The following is a 21,926-nucleotide window of genomic DNA, read 5'->3' as shown; positions in this document are numbered from 1 at the left end:
GTCAGCGGGGGTCTTGTTCAACCATATCAGACAAGCCTAGTTGCCGGATTGTAAAAAACGGACAGCTTCGGGCGATTGCTGCACCTGCACACCTGTACGCTGGGGCTGGGCAAAAACTCCGCTTGGCGGCTCGCCGTAAAAGGCGCGAAAGCTTTTGATCACGTGCGACTGATCGTAATAGCCGCATTGCAAAGCCGCTTCGACAAAAGGCAACGCCTGATTGCGGGACAGCATTTGCAGCAAGCTTTGGAACTGAATGATGCGCATAAGCTCTTTCGGCCCCACGCCAAAAGCTTGCTGAAACAGCCTGCGCACGTTTCTTTCGCTGTACGCCACTTTGTCCGCCAAAGCCGCGATGGACAGCGTTCCGCGCTGCTCGTACATGTACTGCATGCTGGTCAACAGCAACGAGTTTGTCGGTGGCCTGTCGCGGTTCAGGCACTGCATAAGCATTTGCTCGACACGGGCGATCCGCTCCGCCGTATTCGCCGCCTCCAAAATTCTTTCCATAGCCCAAAGCGCCTCCATCCCCCACAAATCTTGCAAAAAGACATGGGCTGCACTCACTTCTGCTACGGGAAAGCGGAAAAAACGGTCTGCCTCCTCCACGAAAAAGCGAATGCCGAACATCGACTGCGGCCCTGCCAGTGGCATGACTTCATAAGAGGTCATCAACCCGGTGACAAAAGCTCCGCTGGCAAACGCCCCGGCTTGCAGATCGAAAATGATGTCGACGCAGCCATCCGGTATGACCCGGTGCAAGTGCGGCGTGCTCTGCCCGTGAAACTGCGACGTCCAATAGCAAGCCACATAGTTCGCCAGACGCTCGCTCGGCAAGTATTCGTGATAATGGTAACGGTCAGGCCAGTCCGGCTTTTGCAAGGTCGGCGGCTGCACAGGTCGGTATCGTCTCATCGTGTTTCTCCGTTCTTTTGGCGAGCATGCTTCACTGGCTTTTGCGAAGCGAAGCGGGCTTCTTTGCTTCTAGAACCTATTTTCCCCACGATGGCCCAACTCCTGCTCACTTTTTCCCAATTTGTTGTATATGTTAGCAAGAATGGAACTTTGATCTTTGGAGAAAGGCGAGGTGCACGATTTGATCTCCTCATCCAAATGGAGTCTTCATCAGTTCTTTTCCAAAAGCCCGTACGTTCGCCCGTATTTGCCCCCCACGTCGCTCTACCAGCCTGCGCTTCTCGAAGACTATCTCGGCAAGTACGGCACGGTTTATATCAAGCCGACCAGAACCCACATGGGCAAAGGCATCATGCGCGTCTGGAAAACAGCAGACGGCTTTTCGCTCGTCAAAGAACGCGGAGAGCCTGTACAGGCAGGCTCCTTGTCCGAGTTGAAGCAACAGCTCGCTCGCCAATGCACGGAAAAAAACTACGTGATTCAAAAAGGGCTGGACTTGGCGGAGCTGGACGGACGACCGTACGATATACGCGTCATGATGATGCGAAACGGCCTCGGGAAATGGCAGTATGCCGGAATGCTGGCAAAGGTGGCTGGCAGCGACAGCATAATTACGAACGTCGCCCGCGGCGGCGGATATGCGGTTACCGTTCCGTATGCCTTGACGAAGTCGAAAGCCGTGGAGCCGGAACAAGTCAAAGCCATCGTCGCGAAGCTCATCCAGGTCAGTCATCGCGTCTGTGCGCACTTCAACAAGTACCGCCACAGCGCGCAAATCGGGGTTGATTTTGCCATCGACAAGCAAGGCCAGCTCTCGATCATCGAGGTCAACTACGACTTTCCGTCGCACGCGCTTTTTGCCAAGCTCAAGGACAAAACGTACTTCCACAACATCAAGCGGCTGCACTACCAGTACAAAAACCGGGTGAGGCGCAAAAAGAAAAAAGTGTGAGCGGGCCATTTTTCGGGATAGAGCTTTCAGATCGCCTCTGGATTCTCTATCTTTGCTTTTTTCGAAAAACAACAACAGAATTTTCTTGCAATTCAACAAACACAATGCTACTATTCTCTCAACAGAACAAGTTAATCGATTAACTGATACGTTTAACTAAGCTTTGGCAAGGAGGTTCCCGTGGCTACTTTAAAAGACATTGCCAAGCATGCGAATGTCAGTGCCTGCACCGTCTCCCGATATTTGAACGATGATATCGTCATCAAAAAAGAAACAGAGGAACGCATTTTGCACGCCATCAAAGAACTCGGCTACGTCCGCAACGTGGTGGCAAAATCGCTCAAGCGCAAGGAGACGTTCAACATCGCTGTCATCCTGCCGAAAATCAACAACCTTTACTATTCCGAGATTACCTCCGGCATCAGCCAAACTTTGGGGAAGCATCACTACAATCTCTATATTTATGAAGTCGACAACCTGAACCTCCAGGAAGAAGCCATCCTCCAGCTCATGCGCGAAAACATGGTAGCGGGCATCATCTTCATCGGCTTGTTCTCGGACACTTCCTTTTCCGAGAGCATCCAGAACGTCATCGACTGGAACATTCCCGTCGTCTACGCCAATCGCTGCATGCCGTTCGAAGGCTTCCCGCTGCTGTACCCCGATTTGGTCCAGGCCAGCAAGCTAGGAACCGAATATTTGCAAGCCAGTGGCAAAAACAAGCTCGCTTTTGTCCACAAAAAAGTGCCCGATCAGCTGCTCGCGCTATTTTTGGAAGGGTATCGCCAGGCGACGAACAGCGACGAGAAGCCACTGCTCCTGGAAATCTCCGATGAGCTGGAGCTTGTCAAAGACTGCATTCCGACTCTTGTCGAAAACAGCATCGAAGGCGTTTTTGTGCTGAACGAGCTGAGCGCTGTCTATTTGACGAAAGCACTCGTTGAAGCCAACATTCGGATTCCGGAAGACATGGCTGTGCTGAGCTTGGGCAATTCCTTGATGTCGCAAATATCGACCCCTGAGCTGACATGTGTGGATTTGCAGAACCGCGAGCTTGGGATCAAAAGCGCAGAAATGATTTTAAGCCAGATTCGCAAAGAAGAGTTTGAACCTGTCACTGTGCTTGCGCCGTGCATCGTCGTGCGAAAATCAGCGTGACTGGATGGCGCGACAGTTGGTAGAACAGTCACCAGGCCGCAAAAGGACCACACGTCTTTTGGCCTTTCGTTCCTCTTTTAGTTAAACGATTAACTGGAAGTTCCCTTCGTTTTTGGGCTTGCATGGAAAGCTGCTTTTTTACACCCACTTGGTTAATCGTTTAACTAAGCAAATTTTCGTCCCATGCAGCCAATCTCTTTTTGTTCCCTTTTAGTTAAACGATTAACTAACGATCATCACCCTACTCCCGATAAGTGCAGAGCCTAGCTCTACTTATATAAAATTTTTGCCAAGGAAAGGAAGAACTCAGCCATGAAGCAAACAGAAATCAACCACCTTGAAAAAGTCCGTGCGATCTTCGATATTTTGCACGGGAAAAAGGAAGCCGACCTGCTCCTGAAAAACCTGAACATTTTGGATGTTCACGGAGAAACCGTCTACCATGGCTCCCTCTTGATTTACGACAAACGAATCGTTGCGCTCAACCCGGACGAATCGGTCATCCAGGTAAAAGAAGTATTTGACGGTCAAGGACTGTATGCCATTCCGGGCTTGATCGATGCCCACCTGCACTTCGAATCGCAGCTCGCTCATCCGACGGCGCTTGCGGAAGCGATGGTGCCTTGCGGGACGACGACGATTTTTGCAGAGTGTCTGGACTTGTTAAGCGCGGCTGGCGAAGATGGCGTGCGCGCGGCGCAAAACTTGTTCCGCGATTACGACAAGCTGCCGTATCGCCTGTACGCTTTTGCGCCTGGCAAAAAGACCGCAGCTTGGGTGACCAAAGAAGTGCTGGAGATGGAGCCAGTCATCGGTTTGGGCGAGTTTGAGCATTTCACCTACAGCAAAGGCGATGAGGACGATTTCCAGAAAGCAGCGTGGGTGCGGGCCAAAGGCGGCTTCATGAATGGCCACTGGGGCTTGACCGCTCTGCCAGACATGGTGCTGAACTACTTGCCAGCCATCGGGGTATCGAACAACCATGACGTCTGGAACGGAGACGACATCGAAAAAAGCATCCGCTACGGCTTCCCTACCCAAATCAAATTTGGCGTCGGCAGCAGCGAAGTCATCAAAACATTGCTCCGCTCCATCGTCGACCGCAAGTTCCCGACGGAAAACTTCATGCTCTGCACCGACAACATCTCGATTGAGCGCTTGTTGAAAATGGGACACATGGATTGGATCATCTCCCTCTGCACCCAAATGGGCATCAATCCGATCAAGGCGATCAAAATGGCTTCCTACAACACGGCGAAATCGTTTAACATGGATCATCAAATCGGCTCTTTGACACCAGGCCGTTTTGCCGATATCGTGTTGACAGATAGCTTGTCGCAAATCAACCCGCTGTACGTCTTCAAGGACGGGGAATTGATTGCCAAAGACAGAAAAATGTTGAAAAATGCCGACATCGACTACTCTGCCATGTGCACAAAAGGCGTCACCGGGCTGGACGACTTGACGCCGGAGCAGCTTGACATCGTGCCGCTGGAACTGTCCGAAGACGGGCAACAAGCCAAAGTGTACCTGTTTGACGTATACGGCCGCGGCCACGCCAAGTTTTATCAGGAAATCTGGGTGCCTGTAGTAGACGGCAAAGTCGTCGCGGAGCATGAAGGCGAAAAATTGAGCCGCCTGTCTGTCATTCGCCGCTATGCCGATGGCAAACGCCATATTGTCAACGGTTTGTTCAAAGGCGTTTACGTGGAACACGGCGCTGTGGCAACCTCCTGGCCAGCACCGATCCCGTACTTCGTCGTCGTCGGGCAAGAAAGCGAGGAAATGTGCTATTGCGCCAAAGAAGTGGACAAGTATTCCGGAGCTTGCATCGTCACCGATAACAAGACCAACAAAAGCGTGCTGCCGCTGGAAATTTACGGGGTGATGGCGAACATGACTGTCAGCGAACTGACGCAAAGCGCCGATGCCATCGACGCCGCTCTGGAAGAGATGGGCAACCGCAACGAAGGCGAACCTGTTGTAAACAAGCTGCTCAGCCTGTTTATCTCCCTGCACCGCTTCCGCTTCATGGAATAATGGCAAAGCTCGTCAAGACTGTCATTCACTGTCTGAATCATCGGAATCTTTTTTGCCTGAATCCTTTTCACAAAAAAAGAAAGCGCTTTAACGTATGGGGGGATGATCTCTCAAAAAGCCTCATCTCCCCCATGCCTGCGCACATTTCGGGGGAACATTTGCTATCTCACGCTGTATCGTATCCTGCTCGCGCTACTTTCCCTCCCCATTTTCACGCCTGGTGGTTTGCTGTCAGCATCATAAAACTTCTTTAGAAAGAGGGATTGGTATATGCACACTCACGGGGATTCGACGGAACTGCAACTGAAGGGCAGTTTGACCAAACGGTGGATCATTTACTTGGTCGGCATTTATATCCTGACTCTTGGCATCAGCCTGGCGATCCGGGCGGGAATCGGTATTTCGCCGCAGAGCAGCCTTACCCGGACGCTCACTGTCATTTATCCAAACTTGACCCAAGGCACTTATTCTTTCATGCTGGAGCTGCTCATGCTTTTGCTTGCCTTTCTCGTCATGCCAAAGGCGTTCCAGCTCAAGTATTTTGCCGGATTGATCCCGGCGCTTGCCCTCAGCCTGTTTCTCGACCTGAACTTGCTGTTGACCGGCTTCATCCAGTTGGATTTGTACGCGGCAAAAGTCATGCTGCTGATTGTCGCTGACGCGGCTCTCGCCTTCGGACTGTTTCTCATGCTCCAGGCGAACCTGGTCCTGATTCCCGTCGATTTGTTCGTCAATACGCTGTTCCAAAAAACCGGGTGGAAATGGGGGAACATCAAGACCGCATTCGACTGCTCCCTTTTGGTCGCCTCGGCATGTATCGGCCTGCTGTTCCTCGGCGAAATCAAGTTCATCCGCGAAGGAACGATTATCAACGCCATCCTCGTCGGCCAATACATCAAGCTGTACACGCACCTGTCCAAAAAATCGCAGGCCGGAAAAGTCCCGCAAAATCCGAACATTATCAAAAACTAGCTGCATCCTTTTGACGGTAAACATTCGGTTGCAAACAAAACAAAAGCAAGCCGCTCCTTTTGGTCGGCTTGCTTTTGTCGTTTCCATGATCGTTGTGATTGTGTGATTGCGCGTTTGACTTGCGCCCCCGCTTACTCGTGCGCCAGTGCAGCTTTGTTCCCGTCCAGCATGGAGGTGCAATGCGGGCAGCGGGTTGCCTTGATCGGAATGGACGTGATGCAGTGCGGGCACTCTTTGGTTGTTACCGGCGCCTGAACGACTTCCTGCTTGCGCTTGAAGCGGTTCAGCTGTTTGATCACGATGAAGATCGAGAAGGCGATAATCAGAAAATCGATGACAGAATTAAGGAAAAGTCCGTAGTTCAGCGTCGCTGCTCCGCCTTTTTTGGCTTCCGCCAGCGTAGGGAAATCTCCGCCGCTCAACGTAATAAACAGATTGGTAAAGTCAACTTTGCCCAGCAACAGACCGATTAACGGCGTAATGATGTCGTTGACGAGCGAGGTCACGATTTTTCCGAAGGCTCCCCCGATGACGACCCCGATAGCGAGATCCAGTACATTGCCTTTTAAAGCAAACTCTTTAAATTCTTTTAACATGCAAATTCCTCCTTAATGTCCCAGTACATGCTGCAAAAAATGTTCGACAAACCGCTCGTGGTCTACTTCCAGGCACACTTGCACATTCGCAGGCTTGGCCGGATTGGCCCGTCTGTCGCCAATCGTGCGGGCATCGCTCGCGCCGCCGGACGTATCCACCTCGACGTGCATCGGCACTTTTTTCACGAAAGTCGGGTCGATCACCACACCGACCGCCAGCGGATCGTGCAAGCCGCAGCCGCGCAGGTTGCCGACTGTGGCATACGCGTCCATATACACCTGGCACATATCAGCGAACACATGGGCAAGCGGTGTATCCAGCGCTCTCCATTCCCGCAGATGATCGCGGGTGAGCAACGTCTGCATCGTCACATCCAGTCCGACCATCGTCAGCGGGATGCCTGATTGAAACACAAAGGCAGCCGCTTCCGGGTCGGCGCATATATTGGCTTCCGCGACCGGAGTGCGATTGCCGGGCACACTGACCGCTCCGCCCATTACGACGACCTGCTCGATGAGTGTCACGATTTCTGGCGCCGCCATAATCGCCCGGGCGAGGTTCGTCATGCTGCCTACCGTGATCAGCGTGACTTGATGGGGATTCGCCTTGATCGTCGAAATCAGAAACTGCGTGGCGCTCTCTGGCTGCGCAGTTGCAGTCGGTTCAGGCAACACGACGTTGCCAAGCCCGTTTTCCCCGTGAAACAGCCTCGCCTTGCCCGTCAGCTCGCGCACGATCGGACGAGACGATCCCTGGTAGACAGGTATGTGGGTAGCCCCGAGCAGCTCCAGCATTTGCAGCGTATTTCTCGTCGCTTCCTCCACTGTAATGTTCCCGAAGGTCGTGTTGATGCCGCACACTTCTAAATGAGGGGAATGTACGGCGTAAGAGATCGCGAGTGCGTCATCGATTCCCGTATCTACGTCCAGAATGACCTTTTTCATGCTCTGTCCTCCCCCTCCGTCAGCTGCCGGACCCAAGTCTCGATCGCTTCGGATTGTATCGCCATGCAGACGTCGGCATCTGTTCCTGCACTTGGCTTGGCCCGCAGGTCGGCAATAAGAGCGCCGCGAGACAGTAGGCTGTGGCAGTCGATGCTCAGCTTCAGCCGCTCGGTTTCGATCTGCTCAGGCGCTACAGCCGCAATCATCGCTCCCAGCACGCTTTTTACAGTGCCTGCTTTTCCAGTGGCTGTGGTTCCCCTTACCGTTTTCGCCAACAACGCCGCCTGTTCATCCGTCACGCCGAGCGATTCGGTCGCATCAAGCGGAACGAACAAAAGCGGTCCTTTCGCAGCGAGAACAAAAGCAGCAGCCTCCGGGTCGGCATGCAAATTGGCTTCCGCAATAGCCGTCACATCTCCCGGCACGCGGATCGCTCCCCCGCGCACGACGATTCGCTGCACAACTTGCAGCCACTCAGGCTTTCTGGCAATCGCCTTGGCCACGGTCGTCAGACGCCCTAAAGTAACGAGCGTGAGCGGGTTGTCCGGATCGGGCGCAAGCTCAGTCAAAAAGGTGACCGCTTCACTGGTCATGACGGAATCAGCCGCGCGATCGGCTTCCCCGCGAAATAGCGGCTGTTGCGTTCCTGCCATGACAGGAATCTCTTCACCTGGCCGAACCTGATCTACCAGTCTGCGTGCCAGCTGGATGCCGCGATCTGGCTCGGCATCGCTCACGATAATTCCGCTCACTTGAACCTTTGGCGACTGTAGTGCATACAACAGCCCTATCGCTTGATCGGAGTCACCGCTAAAATCGATCAGCAGCCGCTGTTTTGATGCCATGGCTCTCAACTCCCGCATTGGTCTATGTCTTTTTTTGCAAAATGTGCTGTACTTATGCTAACGAAATCGGCAGCAGTCGTCAAATGTCAGCACACTTGCGCCAGCTATCCTCTTGCATCGCGGGGCAGTCTATTTTACACTTATCTTTATATTCGACAAAGTTCGTCAACTTCCATTTTGTAGGTTATACTCATTCTCCTGCGATTCGACAATCTTCACAAAAGGAGCAAGCGACATGCCCTCTGTGGAAAACCACCCGACTGACTCGATTTCCCTCGCCAAACAGCATTTGCTTCGCGCGATTATCCAATCCAAAACAAAGCCTTATTTACCCGTGTGGGGCGAGCTTTTTACCGCTTTGCGGGACATCGCCAAAACTGGGCGGCAACGCCGGGAAAACATCCGCCTCTATCTTCTTCAGCCAACAGGCTCCCTCTGGTATTTGCACAAGGAAGACTGTTTTCACGCCGATCTTCCCGATCCCGGAATCTCTATTTCGCTCTCACAGGAGCAGTTGATTGACGCCCTGTTGAAAGGCAGCTTTTCCCCCAAGACACCCGCATCGTAACAGCCAGCCAGATGAGCAACTTCGGGTGGCTGTTTGCTGTTTTTGGACAACAAAAAACCCAGGATATGCTCCTGGGAAGGGTAGTACGGAAGTATTCACGTGAATACGATTATTGTATATCCAAGTACCTATCGGGTCTAGCTGTATGTTTAGGCAAAAAAACCTGTTCTATCCACCTGCAAAGCCACATTCGCCCGCTCTTGAAAAAAAGTAGGCGGCCCTCCTGCACAGTTTGGGTACCGCCATCCCGAACTTCCCCAAGTTCGTTCATATTGGAATTGTACTATGAAACTCTTCTATCGAAAAGTGTCAGGTTTTGTTTTATAGCGAAATAGTGGGAAAATAGATAGAAAAAGTGGAAAAATAGCGAACCCCTGACCCGACTATCCGATCAGGGATTCCCTGCTACTTCGTATCCTTGTCCATCACATCAGCAGCTCTCGGCCCAAAGATGATGTACAAATAGACGTATTGGCTGACACTGACTCGCGGAAAGACAAAGGCGACGCCCGCTTTCCCCGCATGCTGCCTGACAACATACCGCAATTTGCTCGTTTTCAGCCGTTTCAAGATGCGCACCGCTTCTCGCCACGACACGGAAAATTGGACGTTTTTCTCCATCTGTACAAACACCTCACCGAAGCTAGTATGCCCCGATTGGAAAAAATACACACTTACTCATACCGCAGCGCATCGATCGGCTTTAACTGGGCTGCCTTGCGCGCTGGATAGACACCGAAGATGACGCCGACCAATGACGAGGTCAAAAAGGCGTACAAAATCGGGGTGAGACTGATCGAGGTCGAAAGCGATCCGAGCTTGCTGATCAACAGCGCCGCCCCTACACCGAAGGCGATCCCTAAAATGCCGCCAATCAGGCTGAGAGTGACCGCTTCGATCAAAAACTGGCGCAAAATGTCTCGGCGCTTGGCTCCGATCGCCTTGCGAATGCCGATTTCCCGGGTGCGCTCCGTCACGGACACCAGCATGATGTTCATGACGCCTATCCCGCCGACAATAAGCGAGATCGCGGCAATGCCGGACAACAGCGCCGTCATGGAGCTGGACACTTCTTGCGCTGTGCTCAAAATGTCGGACTGGGAGGTAATGCGGAAATCATCTTCTTTTTGCGGCCGCAAGTTATGTTTGGCGCGCAACGTCTGGCGGATGTCTTGCTGCGCTTTGTCCATGACATCAGAGGAAGCAGCGGACACGTAGATCGTGCCGACATTTTTGCCCCCCGTCAGACGGCTCATCGCGGTCGTAATCGGAATGAGGATTCTGTCGTCATTGTTCGTCATCCCCGAGCTGCCCTGACTTTTCAACACCCCGATGATTGTAAAAGGAACCCGGTTGATTTGAACGGTTTGCCCGATCGGGTTTGTCGTCGCATTTTTGAACAGATTGCTGACGACCTCGGTCCCGACGACAGCCACGTTGAACTGCCTCGTCACCTCAAAGTTCGAGAAAAAGCGTCCCTGCGCTACTTCCGCATTGCGAACTTGCAGGAAGTCGGCAGTCGTTCCCTCCAGTGAGCTGGAGTAGTTGTTGCTTCCCCAGACGATTTGCGCGCGTCCGTTGACGCTCGGTGCCACTCCCGCGACCGAATCGTTCTCGGCGATCGCTTCGGCATCAGCCATCGTCAGCGTATTCAGCGACCCGGCCCCGAGGCTTACCCTGCCTTGTGTCGCCTGTCCCGGCGAGACGATCAAAAGATTGCTCCCCAGTCCGTTGATTTGGGAAGCGACAGAAGAAGACGTTCCTTCCCCGATCGCAACCATGGCAATAACGGCTGCCACCCCGATAATAATCCCCAGCATCGTGAGCACAGAGCGCAAGCCATTTGCCCGGATGCTGCGAAACGAAACACGTACACATTCAATCAAGCTCATGTTCTCACTTCCTCTGCCTGCGCTATTCTGCGCTCTTGTACCACTTCATTGGAAATGATCTGACCGTCGCGAAAACGGACGATCCGTTTGGCATACTCGGCAATGTCCGGCTCATGCGTGACGAGAATCACCGTCTTGCCTGCGTCATTCAGCCGCTGGAAAATTCCCATGATCTCTTCGCTCGTCTTCGTATCCAATGCGCCTGTCGGTTCGTCCGCGAGCAAGATGACCGGATCGTTGACCAGTGCCCGGGCAATCGACACCCGCTGCTGCTGGCCGCCAGACAGCTCATTCGGCTTATTGTTCAGCCGCTCGGCCAGTCCTACGCTGATGAGTGCCTTGATCGCTCTCTCCCGCCGCTCTTTGGCTGACGCACCGCCGTACAGAAGCGGCAGCTCCACGTTTTCTACCGCAGTCGTGCGCGGGAGCAAGTTGAAATTTTGAAAGACAAATCCGATCTTCTGATTGCGGATTACAGCCAGCTCGTCATCGTGAGCCAAAGACACAGGCTGCCCGTCCAAATAAAACTCTCCCGAGGTCGGTTTATCGAGGCAGCCGATGACGTTCATCATCGACGACTTGCCTGAGCCGGACGGCCCCATGATCGCCACGAAGTCGCCCTCGTCAATCGTCAGGCTGACGCCCCGCAAAGCCATGATCTCCTGGTCGCCAATCTGATACTGTTTCTTCAAGTCTTCGATTTGAATGACTGGTCTCATCTTTTATCGACCCCTCATCTGGACGCCGCCTCCGCCGCTAGGGAAGCCTCCGCCCATCCCCGGGAATCCGCTTCCGCCCATGCGCATATTACCCGAGTTGGCGGACGTTGAGGCTGTGCTTGTGCTGACCGGGATGACGACCCGATCGCCTTCTTTCAAGCCTTCCAAAATCTCTACCCGATCCGCCGCAAAAAATCCGATTTTGATCGGTGTGAAATGGTACGGCATCGATGCCATTCTGTTGGCTCGCTCACTTCTCGGCTTTTCTTGCGACTTGTCGGCAGCTTCCGTTTTTGTCTCAGTCTGCGCAGCCGTTGCGGTTGCATTTGCCGCCGTACCCGAACGCTCTCCTGCCATCAGGTAGACGCCGTCCTTGCCGTTTTGCGTTTGCAGGGCAGCAGCTGGCACGTAGAGCACATCCTTGTGCGTCCCAAGCTCAATCGTCACGTTCATCGTCATTCCGATCTTCAGCTTGTTGTCTTTGTTTGCCACAGACAGCAGCACATCATAGCTCGTCACACCCGAATCGGTTTTCGCCTCGGGGTAAATCAGCTTGACCTTGCCTGTAAAAGTATCATCCGTATAAGAGCTGGTCGTAAAAGACACGGGCAGACCTTCTTTTACTTTTCCGATGTCGCTCTGGCTGATTTGCGCCAGCACCTCAAGGTCACCCGAGTTGGAATTATCCATAATAATAAAATCATTGCCGGGAATTTCACCTACGTTGCCATTCAACTGAACGATCACCCCGTCCATCGGCGCTTTCAGTGTCACGGCATTCAAAGCCTTCTGCGCTTTTTGCAGCTCGGCTTTCGCCTGCTCTACCGCTGCCTTCGCTGCGAGGATCGTCGCAGAATCCGGGCCTTCATTCGCTTCTTTCAAAGCTTCTTGCGCCGTCTGGTAGGCTGCCTCCGCCTGATCGACTTTGACGCTGGACTGCGATGTCGTCTGTCCGGCTGTCAATGTAGCGGAGTTGTAGTCGCGCTTCGCTTGCTCCAAGGAGTCGCTCGCGTTGTCGTATTCGGTCTGCGAGATGGCTCCTGCCGCAAACAGCGCTTTTTGCGAGTCAAATGTCTTCTGCGCATTTTCGAGCGCGGCTTTGGCCTTCGCTACATCGTTTGTCGCCTTTTTCCCGTCGATGTTTTGCTTCGCCAGTTCAAGCTCGCTTTTCGCTTGAGTGACCGCCGCCTGGAGCGAGGCAATTTCCGCTGTGCTCTTGCGCTTTTGCGCATCTTCCAGCTTGGCTTGCGCGGACAACAGATTAGCCTGCGCATTCGTCACTTGGATTTTCGCCACGGAATCATCCATCGTTGCCAGCACCTGTCCCGCTTTGACCTGGTCACCGATTTTCACCTGGATGGTCGAGATGGAATCTTTGGCGTCCTCTGCGTCTGAGAACGATAGCGAGGAACGCTTGGAAGCCTGAACGGTCCCGGATGCCAGCACGGTTTCGGAGACGTCGCCTTTTTGGACCGTGACAACCTGAAAAGCTGCTTGCGCCTGCTCAGGGGTCACAAACGCTTTGTATCCATACACGCCCCCTCCCGCGATCACCGCGACCGCCAGTCCGGCGATGAGCCATTTCTTCTTGCTATTTCGCGCCGCCGAAAACAACGTCCGTTTCTTCTCCGATTGCGTCACATCAAATCCTCCTGCCTTGTGCGTAATAAGCGGGAAACACCTTGTCTTCCCTGTTGCGATCAATATACGGAACGAATACGTCAGGGATAAGTCAGATGAATGGGAATGATGTGAAAAACGACCAGCCGATTTGGCATGGTCGCTTGTGGCAAGCCTATGTTATTGGTGCAAAACAAGGGTGAAGGTACTGCCGTCCTTGGAGCTTTCCGCAAGCAGCAGCTTGCCCCCGAGCGCCTGCGCGATCATTTTGCTAAAAGACAAACCCAGCCCCAGCCCGCGAACGACCTGCTTCTTTTCCTCGCCACGGTAAAACCGCTCGAAAATCAGTGGCTGCTCCGCCTCCGGGATTCCTTGCCCCGTATCTTTGACATCTACGCGAATTTCTTCGCCGACCACCGAAAGCGACACGTCGATCTTCCCTCGCGAGCCCATCGCTTGTGCCGCATTGTTCAGCAGATTGTACAAAATTTGCTGCACGCGCAACGGGTCCGTGTTCACGATGATCGGTTCGGCTGGCTTCTGGATGGACAGCTCGATCTGCTCCGCCTCCTGCATAATCTGCCACTGGTGCGTAATTTCCTGCACCAGCTCGTACATGTTTTGCTGCTCGCGGCGAATGCGGATATCCCCGACCGCAAACGAGTTGAAGTCGAGCAAATCCTCCACCATTTTTTGCAGGCGTACGGTTTCCTTCGCGCATATCTCCAAAAATTCCTTGGCTTCCTCGCCGCTGACGATATCATCCTTGACCGCCTGTACCAGCCCGCTAATCGACGTAACAGGCGTCTTCAGCTCGTGCGTGACTCCTGCCAGCAATTCGGTGCGCATCAGCTCCAGCTGCCGCAAGCGATCAGCCATTTCCTTGAACGAATGAATCAGCTCGTCAATTTCCTCTTCGCGCCTGTCTTTCTCGAAGTGAATCTCGTAGTTGCCCATGACGATTTGCTTGGCCGCGTCTGCTACGTCCTTGATCGGGGTAGACAGCTTTTTCGTCAACAAATAGATGACGAGCCAGCCGAGCAGTCCGAGACTGATCAGCATGATGAACATCAGCTGAAACTCGGTCGTGCTGCGCATCAAGTCTTGCTTCGGGGTAAAAAGCATGACCCAGCCGACAGTTTGCTGGTTGACCCGGATGCTTTTTTTCACGAACAGCAGCTCTTCGCCGCGTTCCAGCTTCACCTGTGACATGCTTTCGTCTGCTTCCACCAGGTCCTGGGCCATCCGCCGCAGTTCAGAGTTGAGCGGATCACGCCCGCCAAACACGGCGCGATGATTGGCATCCAAAATGACCATGAACGGTTTGTAATTGACGCGCAGCGACTCTTGCCGACTGTCGAGCAGGCGGAACAAAAACGGCGAAATGACGACTTTTCCGTCCGCATCCACGACGCGGTCCGATACTTCCGCCGCCATCAAGCGCATGAAGTCGAGCCGCTTTTGCTTTTCGCTGTAGTTGATCCAGAAGCTGGAAGCGATACCGATGACCAACAGGCCGATGCAAAGCGTAATCAAATACCGGGTCGTCCAATACCGGAACAAAGTAATCCGCTTTTTCTCACTCATAGACACATAGCTTGTAACCCAAGCCGCGGTACGTGCGAATTTCCCCTTCAGAAGCCGGCCAGTTCTCCAACGATCGGCGAATCCGCTTGATGGCGAGATCGACGGCCCGGTCGCTTCCCTCGTAATCCATCCCCCACACTTGCTCGATCAGCTGCTCGCGGGTAAATGTCTGGTTTTTGTATTGGGCGAGAAACAAAAACAGGGACAAGTCTTTCGGCGTAAACGCCAGCTCAATGCCATGCAAGGTAACGGTGTACGCCTTGAAATCGACTTTGAGACTGCCAAACTGCTTGACCTGATCGCCCTCGATAATTTGCTTGGAGCGGCGAAGCACAGCCTTGACCCGCGCAACGACTTCATCCGCGATAAACGGCTTGGTAATGTAATCGTCGGCACCTTGCTCCAGCCCGGCGAGCTTGTTGTCGATATGCCCGAGTGCCGTCAGCATGATGACGGGACAAGAACTTTTGGAACGTATGTATTCTAAGAGACTCCACCCGCTTCGTCCTGGCAGCATGACGTCCAGAAGGACCAGCGCCGGGTTGAAGGCATCGAATTTGCTCTGGGCTTCGTCTCCGGTAAAAGCCTGTTCGACCTGGAACTGATGCTTCTCCAGATACGCTTTTAGTACCCGAGAGATGGGCAGTTCGTCTTCCACGATCAAGATGTTTGTCATTGCACTTTCTCTCCCCTCGAAAACGACAGGTCTTCCCTCTCTAGCGTAGGACATGAATATGTCAAGCAAATGTCTAGATCAATAGCTAGACTGGCATTAAAATGAAGAAAGCTGTAGTAGATTTAGGGAGGCTATACTTATGAAACGTTTGACCGAGGAAGAAAAAACCGGACTGTACAAGGCGATCAGCAATCGGCGGGATATTCGCACTTTTCGCCGCGACCCGGTTCCGCCTGAAAAAGTTGCCATGATTCTCGCCGCTGCTCACCACGCTCCTTCCGTCGGCTTCATGCAGCCGTGGAATTTCATTCTCGTGGAGGATGAGCAAATCAAGCAGGAGCTGGCAGACTGTGCAGACAAAGAACGGCGGGCGCTCGCGATCCACTACGAGGGAACCGGCCGCGAATCCGCTTTTCTCGACTTGAAAATTCAAGGGATCAAAGAAGCTCCCATTACGATCTGCGTTACCTGTGATCCGACGCGGGGCGGCGACCACGTCCTCGGACGCAATTCTATCCCCGAGACAGATATCATGTCTGTCAGCTGCGCCATCCAGAACATGTGGCTGGCAGCGTATGCCGAAGACTTGGCGATGGGCTGGGTGAGCTTTTACAAAAAAGCAGACGTCCGCCGCATTTTGCACATCCCGCCGCATATCGATCCGGTTGCCTTGCTATCTATTGGCTATACAGACCACTACCCGGATCGGCCGCTTTTAGAGCTGCACAAATGGGCACAGCGGCAAGACTTGCAACAACTGATCTATCGCAACAGCTGGGGAGAAAGTGCCCGGCACGCACAAAAAGGGCTGCCGGAAAACTAGGCAGCCCCAATCAAAGTGGAGGGTAGTACGTGAATCTCGGTATGTTCCTGACGTAACTACCCTGCCCGCAAGTTTCAGCGAAAAGCCGACTTGCTCACATGGAACTACGAAATTGGGAAATATCACCCGATCGTGCTGGCAGCGCAAGCAGATGAGTTAGTTCTGCGGGCGCGTCCTGTTTGTCGGAACAGCCGTCAGCGGGTCGTCCGGCCAGTAATGCTTCGGGTAGCGCCCTTTCAAGTCTTTTTTCACTTCGAAGTACGCTTGCTGCCAAAAACTCGCCAAGTCTTTCGTCACTTGCACCGGACGCTGTGCCGGAGACAGCAGGTGAAGCGTTAGCGGCACTTTTCCACGCCCGATGCGCGGCGTGTCTTGCCAGCCGAACAGCTCCTGCAGCCGGACAAACAGACTGGGCGCAGCCGGATCGCTGTAATCGACGGGAATGTTCGATCCGCTTGGAACTCGCACATGGGTGGGCGCATACTCGTCCAGTTGTCGCCGTTCGTCCCAGCCGAGCATCCCGTCCAAAATGGCAGCCAGAGACAGCTGTTGCAGCTCGTCTCTTTTTCGCATGCCGTACACATGCGGCGCAAGCCACTCTTCCAGCGTAGCGAGCAGAGCTTCGTCATCGACGCGAGGCCATTCCGGGAACAGGTCGCTCATGAACTGCAACCTCTCCCGGAGCTGGCGGGCGTGACGGCTCCATGGCAGTATCGCCAGGCCCTCTGTCCTGATGCCGGTAAGCAAGGCGTGCAACACGGCGTCGTCATCCCGGTCTGCCGCCGTCTCTTTTAAGATGAGCGCACCGAGCTTCTTGCGGGTACGCGACCGCACAGCGCCAGCGGAACGATCCCACCAGACGGCTGTTTCTTCGCTGATCTGCCCGGCCCAGTCCTGGTGCAGTTCGCTCTCTTCGATTTGCGCTGCCAGCATGATGCGGCTGTCTACTCCCTGATCGTCAAGAAGCGGCGCTACTACATACGGGGCAAAAGCCAGTGGCTGCTCCAGCCCAAACGCTGCTCCACGGCCATTGCGCAACAAATATCGCCCGTCGCCCCTGCGCTGCGCGATCCGATCTGGATAAGCAAATGCCAGCAGTCTGCCTGTCTGGCTGATGTCGCCGCTCACGCTTGTCTTTGGCTCCCCGCTTTTTCTCCACTGCCGCTTCAACTGCGCCGCGTCGTTCCACAGCTTGCTGCAAACGGCTTCTTCCACTTGCAGCCCATGTCCGTGAACAGAACGTCCCTCCCCGCGATTTCCTGCCACGAACCGCAGAAGTTCGACTCGCGAGCCAATATCCGCGTCAGCCGCAGCCCCTCTCCCGCGAACGATATCCCGCTCTTCCAGCAATACAGCCAATTCGCAAGCCAAATCGAGCAGTCCCAGCTCGCTTGCTCGCTGAATCATCTGCCCAAGCCTCGGATGCAGTCCCATCCCGGCCAGCACCCGGCCATGCGCCGTTATTTGCCCATGAGCGTCCAGTGCTCCCAACTGCTGAAGCAGCTCTTGCGCCTGGGCCAGTGCCGCTTTTGGCGGGATATCCAGCCATTGCAGCTCCTCGACATCCTTCACGCCCCAAGCCGCAAGCTCCAAAGCAAGCGGCGCTAGGTCAGCGTCGATGATTTCCGGCGAATCGTGCGCGGCAAGCATCCGGTCTTCCTGCTCCGTCCACAAGCGATAACAGACGCCCGTGTCCAGCCTGCCCGCCCTGCCCATGCGCTGTTCTGCGGACGATCTCGATACACGCCCTGTCTCCAGTCGCGTCATCCCGGTGCGCGAAGAGAAGCGCGGATACCTTTTCAAACCGCTATCGATGACAATCCGCACGCCTTCTACGGTCAGGCTCGTTTCCGCGATGGAAGTCGCGAGCACGATTTTGCGCTCTCCTGGCTGCCCGGGACGCAACGCCCGATCTTGCTCCTGCTGCGAAAGCGCTCCGTACAACGGACATACGCGCACCTGTGCCCCAAGCTGACTTTTCGCCAACAGAGCTTGCGTCGTGCGGATTTCTTTGGCTCCCGGCAAAAATACCAGCATGTCTCCCTCGTCCTGCATAAGCGCCGCGAGCGCGAGACGGACGATCTCTTCTTCCACGGAACCATTCAGCGGTTTGGGCAAAAAGCGCGTCTCGACCGGAAAAGCCCTGCCCTCGCTGACGATGATCGGAGCGTCACCGAGCAACCGGGCGACAGGCTCCGCCGCAAGCGTCGCTGACATGACCAAAATGCGCAGGTCGGGGCGAAACAGGCTTTGCGTCTGAAGACTGAGGGCAAGTCCGAGGTCGGCATGCAAGCTGCGTTCGTGAAACTCGTCAAAAATAAGCAGACCGACAGCTTCCAGACCCGGATCGTCCTGAAGCATGCGTGTCAGGACACCCTCCGTAATGACCTCAATCCGCGTGTTCGGGCCGATTCGCGTATCGTGCTTGACCCGATAGCCGACCGTCTCTCCCACTTGCTCCCCAAGCTTGCGCGCCATGTAACCCGCCGCCGAACGGGCTGCCAGACGCCTTGGCTCCAGCATGAGAATGCGCTTGTTGGACAGCCACGCCTGCTCCAGAAAAGCAAGCGGCACCCTGGTCGTCTTTCCCGCGCCGGGAGCTGCGACTAGCACCGCGCTGTTGCTTGCCGCAAGCGTCTCGATCAGCTGCGGCAACACGGTATCAATAGGCAATGCCATGTTGTGTTTCACCTCATGTCCAAATCCATTCTGTAATCATCATACACGATTAGAGCGACAGGAAAAGAGATTGACAAATGACTGAATAATCATTCAATAGTATAATGAGCATACGTTCAATGCAGGGCGGAAGCGGATCTGGCAGCAGGATGAAGAAAATACGGGGGTGTTAACGTGGTAGAAGTCCATCAGCATGAAAATGTTTTATGTCTGGAAGGCGTGGTGAAAAGAGCTGGCCGCGAATCCGGCATCTGCGTGTATGTGGCAGACGGCATGATGATCGATACTGGCCCGCAATCACTTGCCACTGATTTGATCGACTGTTTTTCGCAAGCCTCGTTCGACGCGGTTGTTTTGACACACAGCCATGAAGATCACAGCGGCAACGCAGCCTGGATCGCCAGCACCAAAGGCGTGCCCATTTTCATCCATGAAAAAGGGGTAGGGCAATGCTTGCAGCCAGCAGACTACCCGCTGTATCGCCAATTGGTTTGGGGAGTGCGCGAGCCTTTTGCCGCACAGCCTCTGGGAGAGACTGTTCATTCCCGTTCCATCGACTGGGAGGTCATCCATACACCTGGACACGCGCATGACCACGTCGCGTTTTTTGACAAACAAACAGGCCGCCTGTTTTCTGGCGACCTGTTTCTCGGGACGAAAACGAAAGTGATTTTGCAAGACGAATCCATCCCGCTGCTGATCCAATCGCTTCGCCAGGTGCTGACACGCGATTTTGGCGCCATGTTCTGCGCGCACGCGGGTTACATCGCCGAGGGAAAAGCTCTGTTGTCGCGCAAGCTGGACGACCTGCTCCATTTGCAGGGAGAGATTGTGCACTTGCACCAGCAAGGACTGACTGCCGCAGAGATCCATTCGAAGCTTTTTGCAAAAACATCTCCGATCATCGCACTATCGGAAGGTGAGTTCGACTCCCGGCACATCGTTACTTCTGTGCTCTCGGATCAAGGAAGCAGCGAGCCGTCATCGCTATTCTAGCTGATTTGCCTCTGCAACTGGTCGAGGTGGTGCTCCATGTGCTCCACGTAATCTTGCACCAGCCACTGCAAGCTCACGGCTGTGCCATCGGCAGTCGTACAGGAATGGTCGTAGGCGGATGCTGGCATGACGGAGATCACGGTGATGATCGCGCGGTTCATGCTGCTGTAGAGCTGAACAATCTCTTCAACGGTCCGCTGCTGGTACGCCTGCGCCTTCACCCATTCATCCTGCTGATACGGAATAAGCACATACGGCTGTTCAGTCTGTGCCCGGACAAATCGGGGCAAATTGTTGATCGCCGAATCGCACAAATGACCCAAAATTTCCTTGGCGGACCACTTCCCGGGAGCAGGACGGCTTGCCGCCTTCTCCTCTCCGATCTGCTGAAATGTTTGGGAAACGGCAAGCAAATGTTTTTCCAGCCTAGCAATTTGTTGCTCCATGCTCATTCCTCCTCTGCTTTCTTTTCACCCTATCAGATCCGGCCCGTCTGCACCAATAGAAGAGTTCGATGGCCGTCATCGGTATTGGTGAAGTCTTCCTTTTTTTCGTTCAGGCGATATACTAGAAAGAAGCACTGATTCCATACCCGTATGATCCTCGCCAAACGCGATCAGCAAAGGAGGCAACATGAGAAGAAAGCTCTGGCTATTTTTTGTTTTCATTTTTGGCACTGTTCTGGCAACATCAGCTCCCGCGCAGGCTGCTACGCGCTTTTCCGACGTCAATTCCGCAGAGTACGGCTGGGCGGAGGACGCCATTTCCTTTATGGTCGGAAAAGGCGTGATCAGCGGCTATCCGGATGGCACCTTCAAGCCAGGGAGATTCGTAGACAAAGCGGAGATGACCGTGATGATTTATCGGCTGTTTGATCGCTACCGACCGAACAGCTCTGGTCAAGGTTCGAACGATAACAGCTATTCGATCAAGCAATTTGCCGATGTTCCTAGCAATCATTGGGCGTACAAAGAAATCAGCTCGCTCATCAACATCTCCTGGTGGAATGCCGTCCAATCCTCCCCGAAAGGGTATCTGTTCTACCCTGACGCCAAGCTGAATCGCATCGGAGCGGTCAACCTTCTCCCGCTGTTCATGCTGGCGGAGGAGGATCTGTCCAACGAAGAAGTGTATCAGATCGTTTCTGCCATGCGCGATGTTCCCATAGTCGTCAGCTCTTACTCAGATGACGAGCTGTTTATGGGCCATCCCCTTCAAGAGGATGGGCGCTACGACGAAAACGCGGGCAATAAAACGAACCTGCTGTTTCCTCTGTTGTTCGCCAAAGACGGCAATGAACTGCACATCCCGGATGATTACAGCGGCATTGTCGCCAGCGATCTCGCTCTCTTGCAAAAAACAGGCATCATGACAGCCTACAACGGAGAATTTGAGGCACAAGACATGCTGACTCGTGCGGAAGCGGTCACGATTTTGCACAGGCTGTACTTGCGCCTGAAGCAAACCGGAGCGCTTGCGAAGTATTCCAGCAAATAAATGTAACGGGGGAAATCAAAGTGGCGATCAAAAAAATCGAGCACGTCGGCTTGATGGTAAAAGATTTGGATGCGTCCATCGCTTTTTATACGAACGTGATTGGCATGGAGCTAAAAGGCACCTTGGTGCACTCCAACCAAGTTATCACGCTCGCTTTCCTCGGCTTCCCCGGCCGCCCGGAAACCGAGCTGGAGCTGATCCACGGCTACAACGACTCTCTGCCTGTAGAGGGCAAAGTTCATCATCTCGCACTCGCTGTGGACAACCTGGAAGAAGAAATCGCGCGGCTCAAACAGCTTGACGTCTCCTTTATCGACGAGGCGATCACCACTCTCCCCAACGGCTCCCGCTACATGTTTTTCCGCGGACCGGATGGCGAGTGGCTGGAGTTGTTTGAAAGCACCCGCTAACAAGCTTTTCACTGCAAAAAATCGAGTAGGAGGGGG

The 21,926-nt window shown here is 54.0% G+C and carries 21 protein-coding genes; 9 read left to right on the top strand and 12 right to left on the bottom strand.

All coding sequences use genetic code 11. The features are described from left to right. Positions 1-36: 36 nt before the first annotated feature. The gene (locus tag DEP07_RS25855; protein WP_287103213.1) at positions 37-915 is read right to left on the bottom strand and encodes a helix-turn-helix transcriptional regulator; all 879 of its coding nucleotides are present in this window, start codon (positions 913-915) and stop codon (positions 37-39) included. Between the two features lie 181 nt (positions 916-1,096). Here DEP07_RS25855 and DEP07_RS25850 point away from each other — a divergent pair, with 181 nt between their 5' ends. From DEP07_RS25850 to DEP07_RS25835, 4 genes are all read left to right on the top strand, one after another. Beyond that, positions 1,097-1,867: a YheC/YheD family protein gene (locus tag DEP07_RS25850; protein ID WP_309539004.1), complete on the top strand. Its 771-nt coding sequence runs from the start codon at positions 1,097-1,099 to the stop codon at positions 1,865-1,867. A gap of 180 nt (positions 1,868-2,047) precedes the next feature. Next, complete coding sequence (locus DEP07_RS25845) at positions 2,048-3,025, top strand: LacI family DNA-binding transcriptional regulator (RefSeq protein WP_173596162.1); 978 nt, start codon at positions 2,048-2,050, stop codon at positions 3,023-3,025. Positions 3,026-3,337: 312 nt separating this feature from the next. Further along, entirely contained in the window at positions 3,338-5,065 is a 1,728-nt protein-coding gene (locus tag DEP07_RS25840) for an amidohydrolase family protein (RefSeq protein ID WP_122963049.1), read from the top strand. Positions 5,066-5,335: 270 nt separating this feature from the next. After that, on the top strand, positions 5,336-6,037 hold the full coding sequence (locus DEP07_RS25835) for a YczE/YyaS/YitT family protein (RefSeq protein ID WP_122963048.1): 702 nt from the start codon (positions 5,336-5,338) through the stop codon (positions 6,035-6,037). 131 nt (positions 6,038-6,168) lie between these two features. Here DEP07_RS25835 and mscL read toward each other — a convergent pair whose 3' ends face one another. The 3 genes from mscL to DEP07_RS25820 are packed head-to-tail and all read right to left on the bottom strand — an operon-like array spanning position 6,169 to position 8,423. Beyond that, positions 6,169-6,633 carry a large-conductance mechanosensitive channel protein MscL gene (mscL, locus tag DEP07_RS25830; RefSeq protein WP_063228617.1) on the bottom strand — a complete coding sequence of 155 codons (465 nt, stop codon included), beginning with the start codon at positions 6,631-6,633 and terminating at the stop codon, positions 6,169-6,171. Between the two features lie 12 nt (positions 6,634-6,645). Continuing rightward, positions 6,646-7,578: a nucleoside hydrolase gene (locus DEP07_RS25825; protein WP_122963047.1), complete on the bottom strand. Its 933-nt coding sequence runs from the start codon at positions 7,576-7,578 to the stop codon at positions 6,646-6,648. Further along, positions 7,575-8,423 (bottom strand): nucleoside hydrolase, encoded by an 849-nt coding sequence (locus tag DEP07_RS25820; protein ID WP_287103211.1) that lies wholly within the window; start codon positions 8,421-8,423, stop codon positions 7,575-7,577. Before DEP07_RS25820 ends, DEP07_RS25825 begins: the two co-directional genes overlap by 4 nt. 235 nt (positions 8,424-8,658) lie before the next feature. Here DEP07_RS25820 and DEP07_RS25815 point away from each other — a divergent pair, with 235 nt between their 5' ends. Continuing rightward, entirely contained in the window at positions 8,659-8,991 is a 333-nt protein-coding gene (locus DEP07_RS25815) for a hypothetical protein (protein ID WP_173596155.1), read from the top strand. Between the two features lie 405 nt (positions 8,992-9,396). Here the strand turns inward: DEP07_RS25815 and DEP07_RS25810 are convergent, their stop codons facing one another. From DEP07_RS25810 to DEP07_RS25785, 6 genes are all read right to left on the bottom strand, one after another. Then, positions 9,397-9,612 carry a hypothetical protein gene (locus DEP07_RS25810; RefSeq protein ID WP_063228613.1) on the bottom strand — a complete coding sequence of 72 codons (216 nt, stop codon included), beginning with the start codon at positions 9,610-9,612 and terminating at the stop codon, positions 9,397-9,399. Between the two features lie 53 nt (positions 9,613-9,665). Next, positions 9,666-10,883 carry an ABC transporter permease gene (locus tag DEP07_RS25805; RefSeq protein WP_122963044.1) on the bottom strand — a complete coding sequence of 406 codons (1,218 nt, stop codon included), beginning with the start codon at positions 10,881-10,883 and terminating at the stop codon, positions 9,666-9,668. Then, on the bottom strand, positions 10,880-11,602 hold the full coding sequence (locus DEP07_RS25800; protein ID WP_122963043.1) for an ABC transporter ATP-binding protein: 723 nt from the start codon (positions 11,600-11,602) through the stop codon (positions 10,880-10,882). Before DEP07_RS25800 ends, DEP07_RS25805 begins: the two co-directional genes overlap by 4 nt. A gap of 3 nt (positions 11,603-11,605) precedes the next feature. After that, on the bottom strand, positions 11,606-13,243 hold the full coding sequence (locus DEP07_RS25795) for an efflux RND transporter periplasmic adaptor subunit (protein ID WP_274875041.1): 1,638 nt from the start codon (positions 13,241-13,243) through the stop codon (positions 11,606-11,608). Between the two features lie 159 nt (positions 13,244-13,402). Beyond that, positions 13,403-14,809, bottom strand: a complete 1,407-nt coding sequence (locus DEP07_RS25790) for a HAMP domain-containing sensor histidine kinase (protein WP_122963041.1) — start codon at positions 14,807-14,809, stop codon at positions 13,403-13,405. Continuing rightward, positions 14,802-15,485, bottom strand: coding sequence for a response regulator transcription factor (locus tag DEP07_RS25785; protein WP_122963040.1), 684 nt, complete (start codon positions 15,483-15,485; stop codon positions 14,802-14,804). Before DEP07_RS25785 ends, DEP07_RS25790 begins: the two co-directional genes overlap by 8 nt. 139 nt (positions 15,486-15,624) lie before the next feature. Between DEP07_RS25785 and bluB the strand changes: the two genes are divergently transcribed. Beyond that, positions 15,625-16,308, top strand: coding sequence for a 5,6-dimethylbenzimidazole synthase (gene bluB / locus DEP07_RS25780; RefSeq protein ID WP_063228607.1), 684 nt, complete (start codon positions 15,625-15,627; stop codon positions 16,306-16,308). Positions 16,309-16,464: 156 nt separating this feature from the next. Here the strand turns inward: bluB and hrpB are convergent, their stop codons facing one another. Then, a complete protein-coding gene (hrpB, locus tag DEP07_RS25775) occupies positions 16,465-18,987 on the bottom strand; it encodes an ATP-dependent helicase HrpB (protein WP_122963039.1) in 2,523 nt (840 codons plus the stop codon). Between the two features lie 174 nt (positions 18,988-19,161). Between hrpB and DEP07_RS25770 the strand changes: the two genes are divergently transcribed. Beyond that, complete coding sequence (locus DEP07_RS25770) at positions 19,162-19,983, top strand: MBL fold metallo-hydrolase (RefSeq protein WP_122963038.1); 822 nt, start codon at positions 19,162-19,164, stop codon at positions 19,981-19,983. On the opposite strand, the gene DEP07_RS25765 is transcribed toward DEP07_RS25770, so the two are convergent. Then, the gene (locus DEP07_RS25765; protein WP_122963037.1) at positions 19,980-20,429 is read right to left on the bottom strand and encodes a DinB family protein; all 450 of its coding nucleotides are present in this window, start codon (positions 20,427-20,429) and stop codon (positions 19,980-19,982) included. The genes DEP07_RS25770 and DEP07_RS25765 overlap by 4 nt on opposite strands. A gap of 187 nt (positions 20,430-20,616) precedes the next feature. Between DEP07_RS25765 and DEP07_RS25760 the strand changes: the two genes are divergently transcribed. Together DEP07_RS25760 and DEP07_RS25755 are read left to right on the top strand one after the other, a co-directional pair. Next, positions 20,617-21,480: an S-layer homology domain-containing protein gene (locus DEP07_RS25760; RefSeq protein ID WP_122963036.1), complete on the top strand. Its 864-nt coding sequence runs from the start codon at positions 20,617-20,619 to the stop codon at positions 21,478-21,480. Positions 21,481-21,500: 20 nt separating this feature from the next. Further along, positions 21,501-21,890 carry a VOC family protein gene (locus tag DEP07_RS25755; RefSeq protein WP_063228603.1) on the top strand — a complete coding sequence of 130 codons (390 nt, stop codon included), beginning with the start codon at positions 21,501-21,503 and terminating at the stop codon, positions 21,888-21,890. Positions 21,891-21,926 lie beyond the last annotated feature (36 nt).

It is taken from the genome of Brevibacillus sp. (assembly GCF_003521185.1).
GTDB classification, from domain to species: domain Bacteria; phylum Bacillota; class Bacilli; order Brevibacillales; family Brevibacillaceae; genus Brevibacillus; species Brevibacillus parabrevis.
This window is presented reverse-complemented; position numbering and strand designations above follow the sequence as displayed.